Here is a 16,576-nt window from a genome sequence, read left to right on the forward strand (position 1 = left end):
CGCCCGCCACCGCGCACGAGGGGGTCGCGTTCGAGTCCGCCGACCTCATGGTCCGCACGCTCGGACCGCAGGACGCCCTGCTGCGGATCCTCGGCGGCGTGTTCCCCACCGTGGACGTCACGGTCCGCGACCAGCGGCTGGACCTGGCCGGGCCGGTGGCCGAGGTGGCCACGGTGCGGCGCGTCGTCGAGGACCTGCGCTCGATCGCCCGCCGCGACCAGGCCGTCACCCCCGAGGTGATGGGCCAGGTGGTCCACCACGTCCGCGACGCCGCCACCGGGCGCGGCGCGGGTCAGCTGCACCTGGACTCGATCCTCTCGGGCCGGGGCCGCCGCATCCGCGCGAAGACCCTGCACCAGCAGGACTACGTGGAGGCGATCGACCGCTCCACCGTCGTCTTCGGCATCGGCCCGGCCGGCACCGGCAAGACCTACCTGGCGATGGCCAAGGCGGTGCAGGCGCTGCAGGCCAAGGAGGTCAACCGGATCATCCTCACCCGCCCGGCCGTCGAGGCCGGCGAACGGCTCGGCTTCCTGCCCGGCGGGCTCTCCGAGAAGATCGACCCGTACCTGCGCCCCCTGTACGACGCGCTGCACGACATGATCGAGCCCGAGTCGATCCCGCGGCTGATGGAGGCCGGGACCATCGAGGTCGCCCCGCTGGCGTACATGCGCGGCCGCACCCTGAACGACGCGTTCGTGATCCTCGACGAGGCCCAGAACACCACCGGCGAGCAGATGAAGATGTTCCTGACCCGCCTCGGCTTCGGTGCGCGCATGGTCGTCACGGGCGACACCTCGCAGGTGGACCTGCCGCGCGGCACCCAGTCCGGCCTGGCCCAGGCCGTCGAGGTGCTCGAGGGGATCGAGGGACTGGAGATGGTCCGCTTCGACTCCTCGGACGTGGTCCGGCACTCGCTGGTGAGCGCCATCGTGGACGCCTACGACGCCGCCCGCGGCCCCGCGGAGCGGTCCCAGAAGCGAGGAGGGGCCCGCCGTGGCCGTTGAGATCCTGAACGAGTCGGGGATCGAGGTCCCCGAGGACGCGCTGCTGCGCATGGCCCGGCACGTGTACGCGCGCCTGCACGTCCACGAGCGCGCCGAGACGGCCGTGACCGTCGTGGACGCCGCACGCATGGCCGAGCTGCACGAGGAGTGGATGGACCTGCCCGGGCCCACCGACGTGATGAGCCTGCCCATGGACGAGCTGACCCCCGGCTCGCCCGAGGCGCCGGCCGAGGGCGTGCTCGGCGACGTCGTGCTCTGCCCCGAGGTCGCCGCCGAGCAGGCGGCGCGCGGCGGGCACTCCCGTGACGACGAGCTGCTCCTGCTGCTCACCCACGGCATGCTCCACCTGCTCGGGTACGACCATCTCGAGGACGCCGAGCGCGAGGAGATGTTCACGCTCCAGGATCGGCTCGTCTCCGAGGTCCTGGGGCGGCCCGCCCCGGCCCCCACCGTCGAGGATTGACGGCACCGCCCATGCTGACGCCCGCCGTCCTCTTCGCCCTGTTCCTGGTCTTCCTCGGCCTGACCTGGACGCTGTCCCTGGCCGAGTCCGCGTTCTCCTACCTCTCCCGGCGGGACGCGGAGGACATCGTCCGCGAGCAGCCCGGCTCCAAGGTCCTGGAGATCGCCCGCGAGCGGGAGAGCCACCTCGGGGCCCTGCGGGTCTGGCGCTTCGTCGCCGAGGCCCTGTCGGCCGTCTGCCTGACCGCGGCCGCCGACGCGGTGGTGGACGACACGTGGCTCGCCGTGGCGATCGCCGCGGTCGTGCTCGTGGGCGTGGCCGCCCTGCTGGGCGTCTGGAGCCCGCGGCCGATCGGCTCCCGCAACGAGGCCGCCGTCGCCCGCCGCCTCGGCGGGCTCGTGTGGGTGCTCCGCCGGGCCCTGGGCCCGCTCGCCGCCCGCCTGGACCGGGACCGGCGCCGTCGCGAGGTCGAGCCGGAGGACGAGGACGACTTCCAGGAGCGCCACCTGCGCGAGTTCGTCGCCCGCGCCCACGACGCGGACGTGCTCGCCGACTCCGAGGCGGAGCTGATCCAGTCGGTGTTCTCCATGAACGACACCATCGTCCGCTCCGTCATGGTGCCGCGCACCGACGTCGTCACGATCGACGCCGACCACACGCTCGGCCAGGCCATGGCCCTGTTCCTGCGCTCCGGTAACTCCCGCATCCCGGTGATCGGCGAGGACGCCGACGACATCCGGGGCATGCTGCACCTCAAGGACGTCACCCGCGCCCTGCACCACGACGGCGCTGCGACCGACACCCCCGTCACCGAGGTCATGCGCGACGTCCGCTTCGTCCCCGAGTCGAAGTCCGTGGCCACCCTCCTGCAGGAGCTGCAGCGCGAGTCCACCCACGTGGCCGTGGTGGTGGACGAGTACGGCGGCACGGCGGGGCTCGTGACGCTCGAGGACCTCATCGAGGAGATCGTCGGCGAGATCTACGACGAGGACGACCACCCGGACCGCCCCGAGGTGGAGTTCGTCGCGCCCGGCGTCTACTCCGTCGACGCGCGCATGGGCATCCACGACTTCCGGGAGGAGTTCGAGCTGCCGGAGGAGGACGAGGACGACGACGTCGACACGGTCGGCGGCCTCCTGGCCAAGGAGCTCGGCCGCGTCCCGATCCAGGGCTCGCGCGTCGTGGTCCAGGGGATCGAGCTCGTCGCGGACACCCTCGAGCCCCGCCGCAACCGGGTCGCGCGCCTGCGCGTCTCCGAGACCCCCGACCGCCCGGTGCGGCTGCGCCGGCGCGAGGAGCAGGCCCACGGCGCCACGCCCGCCGACCCCGTGGCCTGAGCCGGCCGCCCCACCCCACGCCGCCTGACAAGGATGACCCCATGACCGATCTCGTCGATCCGGCCCGCGCCGCGGACGGCTTCCGTTCCGGCTTCGTCTCGCTCGTGGGCCGGCCGAACGCCGGCAAGTCCACGCTCACCAACGCGCTGGTGGGGGAGAAGGTGGCGATCACCTCCTCCAAGCCGCAGACCACGCGCCACACCATCCGCGGGATCGTCCACCGCGAGGACTTCCAGCTCGTGCTCGTGGACACCCCGGGCCTGCACCGGCCCCGCACCCTGCTCGGCGAGCGCCTCAACGACCTCGTGGCGGAGACGCTCAACGAGGTCGACGCCGTGGGCATGTGCCTGCCGGCCGACGAGGCGATCGGTCCCGGCGACCGGTTCATCGCCCAGCAGCTCTCCTACCTGCACCGCACCCCGGTGGTCGCCGTGGTGACGAAGACGGACAAGGTGGGCCCGGAGCAGCTCATGGCGCAGCTCGTGGCCGTGACCGCGCTGGGCGACGAGGTCCTCGGGCCGGAGAACGGCGGGGAGGGCTTCGCGGCCGTCGTGCCGGTCTCGGCGGTGGCCGGCCGCCAGGTCGACGACGTCCTGGGCGTCTTCGCGGGCCTGCTGCCGGCCGGGCCGCCCCTGTACCCCGACGGCGAGCTCACGGACGAGCCGGAGGCGGTCATGGTCGCCGAGCTCATCCGGGAGGCGGCCCTGGAGGGAGTGCGCGACGAGCTGCCGCACTCGGTGGCCGTGGTGGTCGAGGAGATGTCCCTGCGCGAGGACCGCCCCGCGGATCGGCCCCTCATGGACGTGTGGGCGAACGTCTTCGTCGAGCGGGACAGCCAGAAGGGCATCATCATCGGCAAGGGCGGCTCCCGGCTGCGTGAGATCGGCGCGCAGGCGCGGGCGGGCATCGAGCGCATGCTCGGCACCAAGGTGCACCTGGACCTGCGGGTCAAGGTCGCCAAGGAGTGGCAGCGCGACCCCAAACAGCTCGGCCGACTCGGCTTCTGAGCCGGAGGCCCCGGCCCGGGCGCGCACGCGCCGGAGCGGGCCGCCGTCGTCGTGCGTCACACGGGGACGGCCTCCTGTGGCCCGGCCCACCTCGGTGCTAGGGTCGGGGGCATGTCCCTCCGCCTCGCGACGACAGCGCCGGCCACGGCCCGCCTGCTACTTCCCGGCCGCACGGGGTCCCCGTGCCAGGCCGTGATCCACGCTGCCTGAGCGCATGCGGAGGCAGGACGCCTCCCCCCGGACCGGACACCCCGTGCGGAGCCCCTGACCTCCCGGTCCGGCCACCGACCACCCACCTTTCGCGCGCCCGCCGCGCGCACGTCGAGGGAGAACACGCATGAGCGCCCACCTGCAGAAGTCGTCGGGGATGAAGTTCCACAAGTACGTCCCGTTCCAGGACCAGATCGAGGTCGCCCTCCCGGACCGCACCTGGCCGGACAAGGTCATCACCGAGGCACCACGCTGGTGCGCCGTGGACCTGCGCGACGGCAACCAGGCCCTGATCGACCCCATGGGCCCCGAGCGCAAGCTGCGCATGTTCCAGCTGCTCGTCGGCATGGGCTTCAAGGAGATCGAGGTCGGCTTCCCGTCCGCCTCGCAGACCGACTACGACTTCGTCCGTCAGCTCATCGAGGGCGACCACATCCCGGACGACGTCACCATCCAGGTCCTCACGCAGTCCCGTGAGCACCTGATCGAGCGCACCTTCGAGGCGCTCGAGGGCGCCGACCGGGCCATCGTGCACCTGTACAACTCGACGTCGGTGCTGCAGCGCCGCGTGGTGTTCCGGCAGGACGAGGACGGGATCGTGGACATCGCGACCTCCGGCGCGCGCCTGGTGAAGAAGTTCGAGGAGCAGCTCAAGGGCACGCAGATCACCTACGAGTACTCGCCCGAGTCCTACACGGGCACCGAGCTCGAGTTCGCCCGGCGCATCTCGGACGAGGTGGCCACGGTCCTGGAGGCCTCCACCGACCGCAAGATGATCCTGAACCTGCCGGCGACGGTGGAGATGTCCACCCCGAACGTGTACGCCGACTCGATCGAGTGGATGCACCGCAACCTGGAGCACCGTGACTCGCTCATCCTCTCCCTCCACCCGCACAACGACCGCGGCACGGGCGTGGCCGCCGCCGAGCTGGGCTACCTGGCCGGGGCGGACCGCATCGAGGGATGCCTGTTCGGCAACGGCGAGCGCACCGGCAACGTGGACCTGGTGACGCTGGGCATGAACCTGTACTCGCAGGGCGTCGACCCCATGATCGACTTCTCCGACATGGACCACATCAAGCGCACGGTCGAGTACTGCAACCAGCTGGCCGTGCCCGAGCGCTCGCCCTGGGGCGGCGACCTCGTCTTCACGGCCTTCTCCGGCTCCCACCAGGACGCCATCAAGAAGGGCTTCGAGGCCATGGAGGTCGACGCCAAGGCGGCCGGCACCGACGTGGACGGCATCCCGTGGGCCGTGCCGTACCTGCCCATCGACCCGAAGGACATCGGCCGCTCCTACGAGGCCGTCATCCGCGTGAACTCGCAGTCCGGCAAGGGCGGCGTCGCCTACCTGCTCAAGTCCGAGCACAACCTGGACCTGCCGCGCCGCGCGCAGATCGAGTTCTCCCACGTCATCCAGGATCTGGCCGACGCCCAGGGCGGCGAGGTCTCCGGCGCCGACCTGTGGCGCGTGTTCCAGGAGGAGTACCTGCCCGCCGACGCGGCGGAGGCGCAGTGGGGCCACTACCGGCTCCGCTCGGTCTCCTCGGCTTCCGGCGAGGACGGCGCGTTCCGGATGGAGGCCGAGCTCGAGGTCGACGGCGTCACGCAGACCCGCGCGGCGCAGGGCAACGGCCCGATCGACGCGTTCCTGCGCATCCTCGGCGAGGAGGGCGTGGACGTCCGCGTGCTCGACTACTCCGAGCACGCACTGTCCGAGGGCGGCGCGGCCATGGCCGCCGCCTACGTGGAGGCGGCCGTGGGCGACCGTGTCCTCTGGGGCGTTGGCCTGGACCACAACACCACCACCGCCTCGCTGAAGGCCGTGGTGTCCGCGGTGAACCGCGCCCTGCGCGCGTGAGCGGCTCCGGCTCCTCTTGGCGGGGTGCGCGGCACGGCGGCTACGCGGCGAACTCGTTCCGCACCGAGGCCATCGTGCTGCGCACCCACCGTCTGGGGGAGGCCGATCGCATCGTCGAGGCGCTCACCCCCGAGCACGGCCTGGTCCGGGCCGTGGCCAAGGGGGTGCGCAAGACGTCCTCCCGGCTGGGCTCGGTGGTGGAGCCGTTCATGCACTCCACGCTCCAGCTCGCGCGCGGCCGGGGCGAGCTGCACACCGTGAGCCAGGCGCAGCTGCTGCACCCGTACGCGACGATGCTGGCCGCCGACTACGACGCCTACACCGTCGCCGGCGCCCTCGCCGAGGCCGTCGAGCGGGTCCCCGCGGTGGACGACGACGGTCGGCGCGCCCAGTACCGCCTCTTCCACGGCGCGCTGGCCGCGCTGGCCCGCGGTGCGCACGACCCACGCCTGATCCTGCACTCGTTCCTGCTGCGCGCGCTCGCCCAGGCCGGCTGGGCCCCCACCTTCGACCGGTGCGCCCGCTGCGGCGCCCCCGGCCCGCACACGGCGCTGCACGTGGGCCTCGGCGGGGCCGTCTGTCTCGAATGCAGGCCACCCGGTGCCGCGCACCCAGCCCCGGAGACCTTCGACCTGCTCTCGGCCCTCGCGGCGGGGGACTGGGCCACCGCGGACGCCTCCGGGGCCCCCGCCCGCCGCGAGGCGGCCGGTATCGTGGCCGCGTACCTGCAGTTCCACGCCGAGCGGCGCCTGGTGTCCCTGTCCGTCCTGGACCAGGACCTCGGCCTCCCCGCCCCGCGCGTCGAGAGGAGACCATGAGCGCCGACCGAGCCCCGCAGTCCCCGCCGCCGCACCCCTCGGGTGCGGTCGCCCCGCGGATCGACCCGCGTTTCGTGCCCCGGCATGTGGCGATCGTGATGGACGGCAACGGACGGTGGGCCAACCAGCGCGGCCTGCCGCGCACCGAGGGCCATCGGGCCGGCGAGGCGGCGCTGCTGGACGTCGTCGCCGGGGCGGTGGAGCTGGGGATCGGCCACGTGTCCGCGTATGCGTTCTCCACGGAGAACTGGCGGCGCTCGGCGGAGGAGGTGCGCTTCCTCATGGGCTTCTCCCGGGACGTGCTGCGCCGGCAGCGGGACACCCTGCACTCGTGGAACGTGCGGATCCGGTGGAACGGGCGGGCCCCGCGCCTCTGGACCCCCGTGATCCGGGAGCTGCAGGAGGCCGAGGAGCTCACGCGCCACAACACCGGCACCACCCTGCACATGTGCGTGAACTACGGCAGCCGGGCCGAGATCCTGGACGGCGTCCAGGCGATCGCCGAAGAGGTCCGGGCCGGCCGGATGCGGCCGGGGGAGATCAGCGAGGACGTCATCACCCGCTACCTCGACCGCGGTTTCCGCACGGGTCAGGACGTCGACGTCGTCCCGGACGTGGACCTGTTCCTGCGGACCTCGGGGGAGCAGCGCCTGTCCAACTATCTGCTGTGGCAGTCCGCCTACGCGGAGCTGCTGTTCCTGGACGTGCTGTGGCCGGACGTCGACCGGCGGACCCTGTGGGCCGCCGTCGAGACCTACGCCCGCCGGGACCGCCGCTACGGCGGCGCCGTGGACACCCCTCAGCCGGCGCCGTCGTCCGGCGCGCCGGACTCGGCCTCGGACGCCGACGGCGGCGCGTAGGCCCCCAGCCACGTGAGCGTCGCGGCACCGGCCGCCTCGCGCACCGACGCGGGGGAGGCGAACACGTCGTGCAGCGCGTCGGGGAGCCGGTGGACGGTCACCCGGTCGCCGAGCCGCAGGGAGCGGCGGGCCATGGCGTCGGGGTCCAGGACGATGTCCGAGGTCAGCATCGCCTCGGCGTAGGACGTGCCCCGATGCCCGCGCGCGGAGACGAGCACGAGGATCGGCACGGTGACGTCGAGCCGCCCGGCCACGGCCCGGTGCCCCGAGAGGACCGCACTCAGCCAGGCGGCCGGCACCTCGAACGCGTGCGGGGGACGCCAGAGCGGGTGCAGGTCCCATTCGCCCTCGGCCTGGTCCGAGAGGGTGCGCCAGTAGTGGTCGATGCGCGGCAGTGTGAGCATGGCGTAGGGCTTCATGGCGGAGACGGGCCCCACGATGGACTTCGCCAGCAGGCGCACCCCCGCGCTGCCCTGCATCTCCAGCCACGGGCTGTTGAGCACGAGCGCGGCGAGGCGGCCGGGATTCCGGTCCGCCCACAGCGCGGCGATCAGCCCGCCGGTGGAGTGTCCCATGAGGATGGGCGGCAACGGGTGGTCCTGGGCGATGGTCTCGAACGCGGCCTCGAGGTCCGCGTCGTAGCGGGCCAGGTCGTCCGTCCAGCCGGGCGTCTGTCCCGTGCGCAGCGAGCGGCCGTAGTGGCGGAGGTCGACGGCGTGGAAGGCGTAGCCGGCGGCCTCGAACGCGTGGGCGAGCGGGGCGTTGTAGAAGTAGTCGCTCCAGCCGTGCACCGAGAGGATGGGCCGCCGGGCCGGGTCACGGGCGGCGTCGGTGCGCGGACGCACCACTGTGACAAGGTTCTGTCCTTGTTCATCGGTGTCGAGGCCGAGCGTGCATCGTTCGAAGCCCGGCAGCCCGTCCGGGACCCAGCCCAGGCCCGGCGGATCGTCGAGGAACGGGCGGGTGTCCTCCTCCGTCGGTCCGCCGGCGGGTGCGCCGTGCGGGGCGGAGGGGTCCGGGGGCGGCGGCTGGATCGGGTCACGGGCCATCCGACCACTCTAGGAGGACCCCGGACGGGCGGGAGGCCCGTGCGAGGATGGGGGCATGCAGCTGCCTGATCCCAAGTCCGCCGTCGACGGCCTCCTGACCTCCCGCGCGCCTCGCCTGTACCCGCCCTTCTTCCGTGCCGTGTTCGGCGGCATGGACGCGGAGCAGGCGCACCATCGGGGCTTCGACGCGATCCGGCTGGTCGAGCGCACCGGGGCGTCCGCCGCCCTGCGCGCCGCCTTCCGCCCGGACCCGCTGCTCGCGCGCACGGTCATGGGCCTGCGGTTCCCGACGCCCTTCGGCCTGGCCGCGGGGTTCGACAAGGACGGCCGGGGGACCGCCGCCCTGGCCGACCTCGGGTTCGGCCACATCGAGGTCGGCACGATCACGGCGCAGCCGCAGCCCGGCAACCCGCAACCGCGACTGTTCCGTCTCGTGGACGACCGGGCGCTGGTCAACCGCATGGGCTTCAACAACGACGGCGCGGCGGCCGTCGCCCCCCGCCTGGCGCGGACCCGGCAGACACTGGAGCGCCGCTTCGGCCCGGCCCGGCCGGTCCTGGGCGTGAACATCGGCAAGACCAAGGTGGTCCCCCTCGAGGACGCGGCGGACGACTACCGGGCCTCGACCCGCCTGCTCGCGCCCCACGCCGACTACCTGACGGTCAACGTGTCCTCGCCGAACACGCCGGGGCTGCGCCAGCTGCAGGAGATCGACGCGCTGGAGCCGATCCTCACGGCGGTGCGCGAGGAGGCCGACCGTGCGGTCCCGGACCGTCGCGTGCCGCTGACCGTGAAGATCGCCCCGGACCTGGCGGACGACGACGTGCGCGCCGTCGGGGCGCTCGCCGAGCGCCTTGGGCTCGACGGCGTCATCGCGACCAACACGACCGTCTCCCGGGAGGGCCTGCGCACCCCGCGTGCCGACGTGGACGCCCTGGGCGCGGGCGGCCTGTCCGGCGCCCCGCTCCAGGAGCGGTCGATGCGGGTGCTGGAGGTCCTGCGGACGGCGCTGCCGACGGGCACCGCCGTCGTCAGCGTGGGCGGGGTGACGGACGCCGACGACGTCCAGGCCCGGCTCGACGCGGGCGCGGACCTCGTCCAGGGTTACACCGCGTTCCTCTACGAGGGGCCGTTCTGGGCCGGCCGGATCACCGCCGGGCTGGCGCGGTCCCTGCGGGGCTGACGGTCTGCTCGCCGGGGCCGCGACGGCCCGGACCCACCGGGGTCCGGGCCGTGGCGCGGTGTCGTGTCAGGCGGGGTACTCGCCCCGCTTGACCTGGGGCTTGGGCAGACGCAGGCGGCGGAACTGCAGGGCCCGCATGATGCCGTAGAAGCCGGTCCCGGGCTCCGGCGTGCCGAAGCGCTCCGTGAGGCCCTTCTTGATGTGCCGACTGACCAGGAAGCTCTCGATGAGCACGAGGGCCACGAGGACGTACAGGCTGATCATCAGGATCAGCTGCGCCTCGCGGCCGGGGATGAACATGAGCAGGACGTAGGCGAAGACGACGGGCATGAGCCACTCGCCGATGCCGGTGCGTGCGTCCACGTAGTCACGGACCCAGCGCTTCTGCGGTCCCTTGTCGCGCGCCGGGAGACCGCGCTCGTCCCCGGTCTCCAGCGCGGCGCGCTGGCGCATCCGCTCCTGGGCCATCGCCTGACGCTCGGCCTTGCGGGCCGCCTTGCGATCTTCGGGGACCAGGGTGCGCCGGCGCGCGGCCTCCTGGTCGCGGCGCCGCGGAGTCGGACCCTTCTTGCCCTGCGAGCGATCGCGCGGCCCGGCCTCGGCCACGGCGGCGCCCTCGGCCGGCGCGGCGGAGGAGCCGTGAGTCGAGGGGGTGGGCGCGGTCTCGGGGGTCTTGTCTCGCTTGAACACCCGACCAGTCTAGTGGTGGGGCGCGTCCCGCCCGCCCTCAGGCGCGGCCCGCGGCCCGGCCGCCGTCTACGCTGGCCGTCATGACTGACATCACCTCCCGTGCGCCGCAGGACGCGCCCCTCGTCTCCGCCGTCCGTGAGGCCGTCGAGGCCCGCTTCCCGACGACCCTCCAGACCCTCACCGACCTCGTGGCGATCCCGGGCATCGCCTGGGACTCAGCGGACCGCACCCAGCTCGAGCGGTCCGCCGAGGCCGTCGCGGGCCTGCTGCGCGAGGCGGGCCTGCAGCATGTGGAGATCGTGACCGAGACCCGCGACGACGGCCGGCCCGGCGGGCCGGCGGTGATCGGTGAGAAGCCCGGCGCCTCAGACAAGCCCACTGTCTTGTTGTATGCCCACCATGACGTGCAGCCGATCGGGGACGAGGACCTCTGGGACACCCCGCCGCTCGTGGCCACCGAGCGCGGCGGGCGGCTGTACGGCCGCGGCGCCGCCGACGACAAGGCCGGCATCATGGTCCACCTCGCCGCCCTCGCCGCCCTGCGGGATGTCCTGCCCGATGCCGGCGTCGGCGTCCGCGTGTTCATCGAGGGCGAGGAGGAGGCCGGCTCGCCCACCTTCCGCACCTTCCTGGAGAAGCACCGGGCGCGCCTCGACGCCGACGCGATCGTCGTCGCGGACTCGTCCAACTGGGCCGTGGGGGAGCCCGCGCTGACCACCTCCCTGCGCGGGCTGGTGGACGGCACGGTGACCGTCCGGGTGCTCGACCACGCCGTGCACTCCGGCATGTTCGGCGGGCCGGTCCTGGACGCCGTCGTCCTGCTCTCGCGGCTGATCGCGACGCTCCACGACGCGGACGGGGCGGTCGCCGTGCCCGGCCTCGAGCCGCGGCAGACCGCAGGCCTGGACTACCCGGAGGACGTCTTCCGTGCGGACGCGGGCGTGCTGGACGGGGTGACCCTGGCCGGCCGCGGTCCGGTCGCGGACCGGCTGTGGAACGCTCCCGCGCTGAGCATCATCGGGATCGACGCGCCCTCGGTCGCGGAGTCCTCGAACACGATCCAGCCCGCGGCGCGCGCCAAGTTCTCGCTGCGCCTGGGCCCCGGCATGGACCCCGCGGAGGCCTTCGAGGCCCTGCGCACCCACCTGGAGGCGCAGTCCGCGGCGGTGCTCGGGGCGGAGATCACGGTCACCGCGGGGGAGTTCGGTCAGCCGTTCACGACGGACACCTCGGCCACCGCCGCGGCCGCGATGATGGCGGCCCTGGAGGACGCCTGGGACGTCGAGCCCCGGGCGATCGGCATGGGCGGCTCCATCCCGTTCACCGCGGACCTCGCCCAGGTCTTCCCGGAGGCCACCCTCCTCATCACGGGCGTGGAGGACCCGGACACGCGGGCGCATTCGGCCAACGAGTCGCTGCACATCGACGACTTCCAGCGGGCCGTCGTGGCCGAGGCGCTCTGGCTCGCGCGGCTCTCCGCATGAGCGCCGCCCGTTCCGCCGCCGGTGCGGCGGACCGGGAATGCTCCGTGGGCGGCTAGTGTTGCCCGGGAGACCACACGCGCGTGACGGCCCCGTCCGCGCCCCATGATCTGAGGAGGTCACGATGGCTCTGTCCGCAGAGGAGACCGGCGTCGAGATCGGCGCGACCCAGGACGCCGAGGGCCTGCCCCCGCACGAGGTCGAGCTGACCGACGTGGCGGCCGGCAAGGTGCGCTCGCTGCTCGAGCAGGAGGGCCGCACGGACCTGCGGCTGCGCGTTGCTGTGCAGCCGGGCGGCTGCTCGGGCCTGATCTACCAGCTCTACTTCGACGAGCGCGTCCTCGACGGCGACACCGTCCGTGACTATGACGGGGTCGAGGTGATCGTCGACAAGATGAGCGTGCCCTACCTCATGGGCGCGACCATCGACTTCGAGGACACCATCTCGAAGCAGGGCTTCACGATCGACAACCCCAACGCGGGCGGCTCGTGCGCCTGCGGCGACTCCTTCCACTGATCTGCGGGCGCCCGGAGCGCCACGGACCGCGAACCGGCGGGTCGGCCTCGGCCGGCCCGCCGTCGTCGTGTCCGGGCACCGCGCCCAGGATGCTCGGACCCGACTCCCAGACACGATCGGCACGTGTCACGGTGCGGAGAATCCGCGTGTTTCGGCTTAGACTGGCTCTGAATCATCAGGGCATACCCGTGCTCCCTGCGAGGACGTTGCGAGAAGTCGCCGAATCGCCGGGGGAGCGGGCACGCCCCTCGCACACGAGATGAAGAGGAAGGCCGTCTGTGAGAGCACAGAATGACGCCGGACGTCGGACTCGCCGCCGCTGGACCGCCGGTGCCGTGGGCACCACATCGCTCCTGGTGCTGACCGGGTGTTCGGCAGAGGTCCAGCGCGGCTGGTACCCCGGCACCCGGGACACCACCAACCACAACGCCCAGCTCACCGACCTGTGGGTGAACTCCTGGATCGCGGCCATGGTCGTCGGCCTGCTGGCCTGGGGCGCCATGATCTGGTGCATGGTGGCGTACCGCCGCCGCAAGAACGACCAGGGCTTCCCGAAGCAGACGGCCTACAACGTGCCGCTCGAGACCATGTTCACGGCCATCCCGATCCTGATGGTCTTCACCCTCTGGGGCTTCACCAACCGCGTCCAGACCGAGGTCGACCGCCCCGTGGACGACTCGCCGCTGACCGTCACCGTGTACGGCAAGCAGTGGTCCTGGGACTTCAACTACTCCTACGAGCAGGAGAACGGCGAGGTCATCGAGGCCCACTACTCCGGAATCCAGGCCCAGCTGGACGGCACCGAGGGCGTGCGTGACACCCTTCCGGTCCTGTACCTGCCGAATGACGTGCCGGTGCACTTCGAGCTGAAGTCCCGTGACGTGGCCCACTCCTTCTGGATCCCGCAGTTCCTCCAGAAGCGTGACATGGTGCCCGGCAAGACCAACCACCTGTACCTGACCCCCCAGGAGCTGGGCAGCTACGACGGCAAGTGCGCCGAGCTGTGCGGCGAGTCCCACTCCGAGATGCTCTTCAACGTGGAGGTCGTCGACGAGGCGGAGTTCGTCCAGCGCCTCGAGGAGATGGAGCCGGGTCAGGTGGGCGACGAGTACAGCCGCAATCCCAACAACAACCCTGACGGCGCCGGGACGATGGAGCGCGATCTCCAGACCCCCCGCGGTGGAGGTAGCCACTGATGACCACTTACGAGTACGCAACGGATGAGGTGCGCTCACAGGCGCAGCCTCGTGTGGTGCCCCGTTCGCTGGGCAAGATCGTCGTCAGCTGGCTGACGACGACCGACCACAAGGTGCTCGGGTACATGTACCTGATCACGTCCTTCGTCTTCTTCTGCATCGGCGGCGTCATGGCCCTCATGATCCGCGCGGAGCTCTTCGAGCCCGGCATGCAGATCCTGCAGACGAAGGAGCAGTACAACCAGCTGTTCACCATGCACGGCACGCTCATGCTGCTCATGTTCGCGACCCCGCTCTTCGTGGGCTTCGCCAACGTGCTGGTGCCGCTGCAGATCGGTGCTCCGGACGTGTCCTTCCCGCGTCTGAACGCCTTGGCGTTCTGGTTCTTCCTGTTCGGCTCGCTCATCGCGACCGCCGGCTTCCTCACCCCGCAGGGTGCGGCCTCGTTCGGCTGGTTCGCCTACGCCCCGCTCTCCAACACCACGTACTCGCCGGGCGTCGGCGGTGACCTCTGGGTGTTCGGTCTGGCCCTCCAGGGCTTCGGCACGATCATGGGCGGCGTCAACTTCATCACCACGATCCTGACGATGCGTGCTCCTGGCATGACGATGTGGCGCATGCCGATCTTCACGTGGAACACGCTCATCACCGGCATCCTGATCATGATGGCGTTCCCGCCGCTGGCCTCCGCGCTCTTCGCGCTGGGCCTGGACCGTCGCTTCGGCGGCCACATCTTCAACCCGGAGAACGGCGGCGCCATCCTGTGGCAGCACCTCTTCTGGTTCTTCGGCCACCCCGAGGTGTACATCATCGCCCTGCCGTTCTTCGGCGTCGTGTCGGAGATCATCCCGGTGTTCTCCCGCAAGCCGATCTTCGGCTACAAGTCCATCGTGTTCGCGACGACGGCGATCGCCGCGCTCTCCGTGACGGTGTGGGCGCACCACATGTACGTGACCGGCGCCGTGCTCCTGCCGTTCTTCTCCGTGATGACCATGCTCATCGCGGTCCCGACCGGCGTGAAGTTCGTGAACTGGATCGGCACCATGTGGCGCGGTTCGATCACCTTCGAGACCCCGATGCTGTGGACGCTCGGCTTCATGGTCACCTTCCTGTTCGGTGGCCTGACCGGCGTCATCCTGGCGTCGCCGCCCCTGGACTTCCAGGTGTCCGACACGTACTTCGTCGTGGCGCACTTCCACTACGTCGTCTTCGGCACCGTGGTGTTCGCGATGTTCGCCGGCTTCTTCTTCTGGTGGCCGAAGTTCACCGGCAAGATGCTGAACGAGCGTCTCGGCAAGATCCAGTTCTGGATGCTGTTCGTGGGCTTCCACGGCACGTTCCTGATCCAGCACTGGCTCGGTGTCATCGGCATGCCCCGTCGCTACGCGGACTACATGGTGGAGGACAGCTTCCAGGCGATGAACGCGTTCTCCTCGGTGTTCTCCTTCGTTCTCGGCGCGTCGCTGATCCCGTTCTTCTGGAACGTCTACATCACCTCGCGCTATGGCAAGAAGGTCACCGTGGACGACCCGTGGGGCTTCGGCGCCTCGCTCGAGTGGACCACTTCGTGCCCGCCGCCGCGGCACAACTTCCACTCCCTGCCGCGCATCCGCTCCGAGCGTCCGGCGCTGGATCTGCACCACCCGGAGCTCTTCCCGCACTCGCCTCAGAACACGTCTGAGGCCTTCGGAGAGAAGGTCGCCCAGTGAAGGTCGCAGCCAACATCTTCTGGATCATCGGCCTGTTCTTCATCGCAGCCGCCACCCTCTACGGGTTCTGGGTCGAGTGGACCGAGTGGGCAGGCATCCCGGCCATCTACGCCGTGGGCGGGATGTCCTGGATGATCGCGTGGTACCTGAACGTCACCGAGCGGAAGTACGGCGTCGGGCCCGCCGATGATGCGGACGGCCAGATCGCCGACTACGCCGGCACCTACGGCACCTTCGCTCCCTGGAGCTGGTGGCCGCTGGGCCTCGGCCTGGCCTGCGCGATCATCGTGACCGGTCTGGCTGTCGGCTGGTGGATCTTCATCATCGGCGTCATCGCGGGCGCCTACTTCACCTTCGGGTGGGTCTACGAGTTCTCTCGGGGCAAGTACGCCCACTGACCCGACCGTCGTCGAACGCCGCAGGCCGGACCCCTTGGGGTCCGGCCTGCGGCGTTTTCATGCCGCGTGTGCTGCGGAGCGACACGGCGCCGTCGCGGGCAGCCAGCTCCTGCGCCGCGGGGCCGGTCACGGCGACCGGCCTACTCGCCGCTCGGGGGCCAGGCGTGGTGCCCGGGTGAAGGGTTCGCCTGGTGGCCCGTCCCGCTGTCTCGTGGTCTGCGTAGGCCCGGGCATCGACCGCCGCGCAGAGTCAGCGGCGCGCCAGGAGCGCCTCACCGCGCTGCCCATGACGACGTCTGCGTGCCGCGGCGGCACTTGAATGGGCCGTCCCGTCGCGCGTCCCGTTGATGCCCGTGCCCGCGACTCCTACGCCGCTCTCAGCGGCCGGAACGAGCCTCGTCACGTAGAGACCGGGCAGGGGAGTCGCACGGGGTGCAGGCCAGCAGGGCCGTCGCTTGTGACGGTCCACGTGGCGAGGTGAGGGTGACACTTTCGGTGGGCGCCGGACGAGGCCCCCTCCGCCCCCTCTGCACCGTCCGAGGGGGCGGGGCCGGCCCGGCCTCCGGAGAGCCCGTGGCCGCGTCCGCACGGGCACCTGCCACGCACTGTCGACAGCTCCTCGGTCAGGAAGAAAGGGCTGGCCGGTGGTTGCGGCGATGGGCCTCATCATCACCATCGGTGCATCGGTGCATCGGTGCATCGGTGCAGCGGAGTGTAAGCGGCCATGAAAAGCTGCCCATAGGTGGCCAGGGAATGACCCGCTGACGGCCATGAGGACTGCCCAGTGATG

The 16,576-nt window shown here is 71.6% G+C and carries 14 protein-coding genes and 1 pseudogene; 13 read left to right on the plus strand and 2 right to left on the minus strand.

Annotation, left to right across the window (positions count from 1 at the left end):
- The 7 genes from QL983_RS05995 to QL983_RS06025 form a co-directional block, all read left to right on the plus strand.
- The coding region (locus QL983_RS05995; RefSeq protein WP_290151828.1) for a PhoH family protein at nt 1-1,007 on the plus strand (1,007 nt) is incomplete at its 5' end.
- The gene (gene ybeY, locus QL983_RS06000; RefSeq protein ID WP_041103738.1) at nt 997-1,470 is read left to right on the plus strand and encodes an rRNA maturation RNase YbeY; all 474 of its coding nucleotides are present in this window, start codon (nt 997-999) and stop codon (nt 1,468-1,470) included. The genes QL983_RS05995 and ybeY, both read left to right, overlap by 11 nt.
- 11 nt (nt 1,471-1,481) lie before the next feature.
- Nucleotides 1,482-2,807, plus strand: coding sequence for a hemolysin family protein (locus QL983_RS06005; protein ID WP_119217271.1), 1,326 nt, complete (start codon nt 1,482-1,484; stop codon nt 2,805-2,807).
- A gap of 41 nt (nt 2,808-2,848) precedes the next feature.
- On the plus strand, nt 2,849-3,814 hold the full coding sequence (era, locus tag QL983_RS06010) for a GTPase Era (RefSeq protein WP_002854662.1): 966 nt from the start codon (nt 2,849-2,851) through the stop codon (nt 3,812-3,814).
- 337 nt (nt 3,815-4,151) lie between these two features.
- Nucleotides 4,152-5,885, plus strand: a complete 1,734-nt coding sequence (gene leuA, locus QL983_RS06015; RefSeq protein ID WP_290151832.1) for a 2-isopropylmalate synthase — start codon at nt 4,152-4,154, stop codon at nt 5,883-5,885.
- The gene (recO, locus tag QL983_RS06020) at nt 5,882-6,703 is read left to right on the plus strand and encodes a DNA repair protein RecO (RefSeq protein WP_041103746.1); all 822 of its coding nucleotides are present in this window, start codon (nt 5,882-5,884) and stop codon (nt 6,701-6,703) included. The genes leuA and recO overlap by 4 nt, the downstream gene beginning before the upstream one ends.
- The gene (locus QL983_RS06025) at nt 6,700-7,563 is read left to right on the plus strand and encodes an isoprenyl transferase (RefSeq protein WP_036336549.1); all 864 of its coding nucleotides are present in this window, start codon (nt 6,700-6,702) and stop codon (nt 7,561-7,563) included. The genes recO and QL983_RS06025 overlap by 4 nt, the downstream gene beginning before the upstream one ends.
- On the opposite strand, the gene QL983_RS06030 is transcribed toward QL983_RS06025, so the two are convergent.
- Complete coding sequence (locus tag QL983_RS06030; RefSeq protein WP_073116435.1) at nt 7,503-8,612, minus strand: alpha/beta hydrolase; 1,110 nt, start codon at nt 8,610-8,612, stop codon at nt 7,503-7,505. The genes QL983_RS06025 and QL983_RS06030 overlap by 61 nt on opposite strands.
- A gap of 55 nt (nt 8,613-8,667) precedes the next feature.
- On the opposite strand from QL983_RS06030, the gene QL983_RS06035 reads away from it, so the two are divergent.
- Entirely contained in the window at nt 8,668-9,795 is a 1,128-nt protein-coding gene (locus tag QL983_RS06035) for a quinone-dependent dihydroorotate dehydrogenase (protein WP_152743875.1), read from the plus strand.
- Nucleotides 9,796-9,861: 66 nt separating this feature from the next.
- On the opposite strand, the gene QL983_RS06040 is transcribed toward QL983_RS06035, so the two are convergent.
- On the minus strand, nt 9,862-10,485 hold the full coding sequence (locus QL983_RS06040; protein ID WP_002854649.1) for a DUF3043 domain-containing protein: 624 nt from the start codon (nt 10,483-10,485) through the stop codon (nt 9,862-9,864).
- Between the two features lie 80 nt (nt 10,486-10,565).
- On the opposite strand from QL983_RS06040, the pseudogene QL983_RS06045 reads away from it, so the two are divergent.
- The 5 genes and pseudogenes from QL983_RS06045 (at nt 10,566) to QL983_RS06065 (ending at nt 15,786) form a co-directional block, all read left to right on the plus strand.
- A pseudogene (locus tag QL983_RS06045) lies at nt 10,566-12,075 on the plus strand (dipeptidase).
- Between the two features lie 15 nt (nt 12,076-12,090).
- Nucleotides 12,091-12,483, plus strand: coding sequence for an iron-sulfur cluster insertion protein ErpA (gene erpA, locus QL983_RS06050; RefSeq protein WP_002854644.1), 393 nt, complete (start codon nt 12,091-12,093; stop codon nt 12,481-12,483).
- Nucleotides 12,484-12,818: 335 nt separating this feature from the next.
- Nucleotides 12,819-13,679 carry a cytochrome c oxidase subunit II gene (gene coxB / locus QL983_RS06055; protein ID WP_080695880.1) on the plus strand — a complete coding sequence of 287 codons (861 nt, stop codon included), beginning with the start codon at nt 12,819-12,821 and terminating at the stop codon, nt 13,677-13,679.
- Nucleotides 13,679-15,388 (plus strand): cytochrome c oxidase subunit I, encoded by a 1,710-nt coding sequence (ctaD, locus tag QL983_RS06060; RefSeq protein WP_230297428.1) that lies wholly within the window; start codon nt 13,679-13,681, stop codon nt 15,386-15,388. The genes coxB and ctaD overlap by 1 nt, the downstream gene beginning before the upstream one ends.
- Nucleotides 15,385-15,786 carry a cytochrome c oxidase subunit 4 gene (locus QL983_RS06065; protein ID WP_036315109.1) on the plus strand — a complete coding sequence of 134 codons (402 nt, stop codon included), beginning with the start codon at nt 15,385-15,387 and terminating at the stop codon, nt 15,784-15,786. The genes ctaD and QL983_RS06065 overlap by 4 nt, the downstream gene beginning before the upstream one ends.
- The last annotated feature ends 790 nt before the right edge of the window (nt 15,787-16,576 follow it).

Origin of the sequence: Micrococcus sp. APC 4021, assembly GCF_030407635.1 — a bacterium.
GTDB classification, from domain to species: Bacteria; Actinomycetota; Actinomycetes; order Actinomycetales; family Micrococcaceae; genus Micrococcus; species Micrococcus luteus.